The organism is Duganella callida, from assembly GCF_004614165.1.
Taxonomy (GTDB): Bacteria; Pseudomonadota; Gammaproteobacteria; order Burkholderiales; family Burkholderiaceae_D; genus Rugamonas; species Rugamonas callida.
On sequence record NZ_SPVG01000140.1, the window covers coordinates 1 to 4,323 of the forward strand.

Sequence of the window (4,323 nt, forward strand, 5' to 3'; positions counted from 1 at the left end):
GCAACCAGTGTGAAAGTAGGTTATCGTCAAGCTAGTTATAAAGAAAAAGCCCGCCGATCTGTGATCGGCGGGCTTTTTTGTTGCTTATTGCATTATTAAAAAGGTATGATTGTTTTCCATTTAAGTCGAGGACAATCATGAGGACTGCCATCCAGTTTGCCACCTTTTGTTCCGTCGCTGCTTTGCTTGTCGCCTGTGGCGGCTCCAGTCCCGAATCTTCCGCTCCCCGCCCGAAGGCTCTGGCCGCCCGCACTGTCCAGGGCGCGCAACACGCTCCGAGCGAATATATCCAGACAGTGCAAAGTATTTATATCGGCTTCTTCGGCCGCCCAGCCGACGCCAAAGGTCTGCAATTCTGGACCCAGGTTTTCAGCGACCGTAATTTGCCGCTGACACTGCCGGAACTCATCGCTGGTTATACCAGCAACCCGCAGATCAGCAGCACGCTGGACGGATTTACCTACAGCCAGGAGTTTGCCGACCTCTACGCCGGTGATAGCATCAGGCTCATCAACGCGCTTTACCTCCGCGCCTTCAATCGTCAGGCAGAATCGAGCGGCCTTAATTTCTGGGCCGGCTTCCTGAACAACAAACAAATCACGCCAGCGCAGGCCGTGTTGTGGATCGTCAGCGGCGCGCAGAATGACGATGCTGTGGTGGTGGGCAAAAAAATCCGGGCCGCGACCCTGTTCACGTCGCTGCTTGACACGCCTGAAAAAGTCGCGGGTTATGAACCGCAGCAAAGCAATGCTGCCGCCAGAGACTTGTTTGCCACGATCACGGCAACAACGGATCTGACGGCATTCCGCATTGATATCGAAGAATTCATCGCCGGTCTGCAGCCGCCTGGCGAATTCCCGATCGTGGTGCGCTATGCCGGCTACAATTATCTGCAGGATCTCGACACCAACCAGCCTTTATACGCGGCCAGCTACGCCTACGCGGCGGGCGGTGTCGTGCCGCCGGCCACGACGGGCAGCGTGACTTTCGGCACGCCCGCGCAAACCGTCAAGTTTTCCCGCAGCGGCAGTGCTTTCACCTTTGACTCCCCGCTGGTGGCCAGCGCCGGCATTGGTGGCAGCGTACTGCCGACGATCAGCATGCTGTGCGAAAACGTGGCTACAGTCAACGGCAACACGGTGAAGTCCACCGACATACTGATCGCCCGCTCCGCGTACAAGCTGGTGCAGGCTCTGGAGCTGGCGAATCAGACATTCACGGTGTACCGCGAAAACTGCGCGCAGGGCGGCAGCAATCTGCCATCGTTTTCCTTTGACAGCCAGGGCAATGGCAGTTTCCCCGTCACCTCGACCGGCATCATGCAGATCGACGCCGCCGGCGTGACGCGCATACTCAATGGCGAGCTTCAATACGATATTTCGACGGGCAAGTCCATTTCCTTTGCCGCCTATCGCTATCAACGCAGCGACGGTAGCCTGGCCTATGCCATTGTTCAGCACCTGGGCAACCGCAAAAGCGGCCTGACCGACGGCATCCTCGCCGTGTGGGCACAGGAGTAGACCTTATCTGACCGGCGCCGACATCGGCAAGGTCAGCGTGAAACGGCTGCCGCCGCCGACTTCGCTGCTGACGGTGATGCTGCCGCCCAGGATGCCGGTGACGATGTTGTGCACGATGTTCAGGCCCAGGCCTGAACCGCCCACGCCCATCTTGGTGGTGAAGAAGGGATCGAAGATGCGCGGCAGGGCGTCGCGCGCAATGCCGACGCCGTGGTCTTCCACGCTCAAGGTGACCCAGCCTTGCGCGGACAGGCTGGCCGCCACCAGTATCATGCCTTCGCCGCGGCCCTCGTAGCCGTGCAGGATGGCGTTGTTGATCAGGTTGGTGAGCACCTGGCCCAGCGGACCGGGGTAACTCTCCATCATCAGGTCCGCCGGCACGCGCTGCTGGATCACGAACGGCGTACGCTTGATGGTCGGCTGCAGCGTCAGCAAATTGCCGGCCACGACTTCATCCAGCAGGAAGCTGCGCCGTTGTGAGCTGGTTTGGTCCACCGCCACCTGTTTGAAGTTGGTGACGATGTCGGCCGCGCGGTGCAGGTTGCGGCTGAGGATCTCCACCGACATGCGCGCGTTTTCGATATACGCTTCGAATTCCTTGCGCGTGATGCCGCCATCGCCGCGCAGGTGGCGGGTGATTTCTTCGGTCTGCGCTTCGAAGGTGGTGGATGCCATCAGGCTGTTGCCGATCGGCGTGTTCAGCTCGTGCGCGATGCCGGCCACCAGCGCGCCGAGGCCGGCCAGCTTCTCATTGCGTACCAGGTCTTCGCGCGCCCGCGCCAGTGTGGCGATCATGTCCTGCAGTTCGCGGTGGGCGCGGCGCAGCGCCAGGTGGGTGTTGATGCGGGCCAGGACTTCCTCGATCTGGAAAGGCTTGGTGATGTAGTCGACGCCGCCGGCATCGAAGCCGGTGACTTTCTGTTTGGGATCGGTGAGGCCGGTCATGAAGATGACCGGGACATCCTTGGTCTTCGTGCCGGCCTTGAGGCGGCGGCAGGCTTCGAAGCCGTCGATGTCCGGCATCACCACGTCGAGCAGGATCAGATCGGGTTCCGCGAATTCGGCGCGCATCAAGCCTTCGGCGGCGGTCTGCGCCAGCACGATCAGGAAGCCGTGCCGTTCCAGCCGGTCCAGCAGGGCCGCCAAATAGGATGGGGAGTCGTCGACGATGAGTATCGTCGACATCGGCACAACCGGGATCTCGCTCTGGTTCATCGCGCACCCTCATGGTCACGGTGCGGTCAGTATATAACGGGCCTCAGAACAAGCGGAGACCTTTCAGCATCACCACCAGGATCAGCACGGGCGACACGTAGCGCAGTAGGAAAAACACCACGCTTACCACAGCGCCGTTGGCCAGTGCACCCTGATTCGACACGGCCTGCTGGAAGCGGTCGCGGCCCCATACCCAGCCGACGAACACAGCCAGCGAAATGCCACCCAGCGGTAGCAGCACGTTGGAGGAGACGAAGTCGAACAGATCGAACATGTTCATGCCGAACAGCTTGAAATTGGCCAGCACATTATTGGTCAGCGCGCAGCTGGCGCCAGTCACCGCCAGGATGGCGATGGTGAGCGACGTGGCTTTCGGGCGGCTCATGCCCAGGCGCTCGTGCAGTATCACCACCGGCACTTCCATCAGCGACAGCATGGCGCCGGTGGCGGCAACCGAAGCCAGGATGAAGAAGGCGATCATCAGCCACTGCCCGCCAGGAATTTGCGAGAACACGGCGGGGATGGTGATGAACACCAGCGAGGGACCGGCCGACGGTTCGAAGCCGAAGGTGAATACCGCCGGGAAGATGGCGATACCGGCCAGCATGGAGACGAACAGGTCGGCCACCATCACGCGCAGGGTGGTCGCCGGAATGTTCTGGTCGTCGCGGAAGTAGGAGCCGTAAGTCATCATGGTGCCCATGCCCAGCGACAGCTTGAAGAAAGCCAGGCCCATGGCGGTCAGGACGACGCCAGCGGTGATTTTGCTGAAGTCGGGACGGAACAGGAAGGCCAGACCGTCGGCCGCCTTGGCCAGCGTCAGGCTGACTGCGCACAGCAGCAATAACAGCAGGAACAGGATGGGCATCAGCTTCTTGGTGATACCTTCGATGCCTTTGGTCACGCCCATCAGCAGGATGCCGCCAATGAACACCAGTACCGCCCATTGCCACAGCAGCGACTGCAGCGGATCGCTGATCAGCGAGCCGAACGCGCTCTCGGTCACGTGACGGTCACTGCTGAGAATGCTGCCGCCGATGGCCTTGAACACATAGGCGAATACCCACGCCACCACTTCCGAATAGAACGACAGAATGAGGAATGCGGCGACCATGCCCGCGACCCCGACCAGCCACCAGGGCAGGCTTTTTTTCGGGCTCAGATTTTTCAGTGCCGTGATCGGGTTGGCCTTGGCGGCGCGGCCCATGGTGATTTCCGCGATCATCACCGGCAGGCCAATCACCAGCGTCGCCAACAGGTAAATCAGCAGGAAGCCGGCGCCGCCATTGGCGCCGGTCAGCGAAGGAAACTTCCAGATATTGCCGAGGCCGACTGCAGAGCCCAGGGTTGCCGCCAGCACGCCGAAACTGGAACTGAAACCGTCGCGTTTAGTTGTGTTGCTCATTGCCGCTTTCTATCGAAATCAAAGACTGCGATTGTAGCAGTTGAAAAAGAGGGGTTGACGGAATGAATGCCGTGAAGCATAATCTCATCTCTTCGCTGACGAACACAACGATTCTCAGCTACGAAGTAGATCTTTAAAAACATACAGTCGATAAATGTGGGCGTTTGATGCTGCAACAAAAAG

The 4,323-nt window shown here is 59.9% G+C and carries 4 protein-coding genes; 1 reads left to right on the forward strand and 3 read right to left on the reverse strand.

The features are described from left to right. Nucleotides 1-137 precede the first annotated feature (137 nt). A complete protein-coding gene (locus E4L98_RS13685) occupies nt 138-1,520 on the forward strand; it encodes a DUF4214 domain-containing protein (RefSeq protein ID WP_135202106.1) in 1,383 nt (460 codons plus the stop codon). 3 nt (nt 1,521-1,523) lie between these two features. On the opposite strand, the gene E4L98_RS13690 is transcribed toward E4L98_RS13685, so the two are convergent. From E4L98_RS13690 to E4L98_RS30365, 3 genes are all read right to left on the reverse strand, one after another. Next, a complete protein-coding gene (locus tag E4L98_RS13690; RefSeq protein ID WP_135202107.1) occupies nt 1,524-2,735 on the reverse strand; it encodes a sensor histidine kinase in 1,212 nt (403 codons plus the stop codon). Nucleotides 2,736-2,778: 43 nt separating this feature from the next. Continuing rightward, nucleotides 2,779-4,140: a sodium-dependent transporter gene (locus E4L98_RS13695; protein ID WP_135202108.1), complete on the reverse strand. Its 1,362-nt coding sequence runs from the start codon at nt 4,138-4,140 to the stop codon at nt 2,779-2,781. Beyond that, nucleotides 4,137-4,323, reverse strand: a 187-nt coding sequence (locus E4L98_RS30365; protein WP_205746725.1) for a hypothetical protein, incomplete at its 5' end; no start/stop codon positions are given. The genes E4L98_RS13695 and E4L98_RS30365, both read right to left, overlap by 4 nt.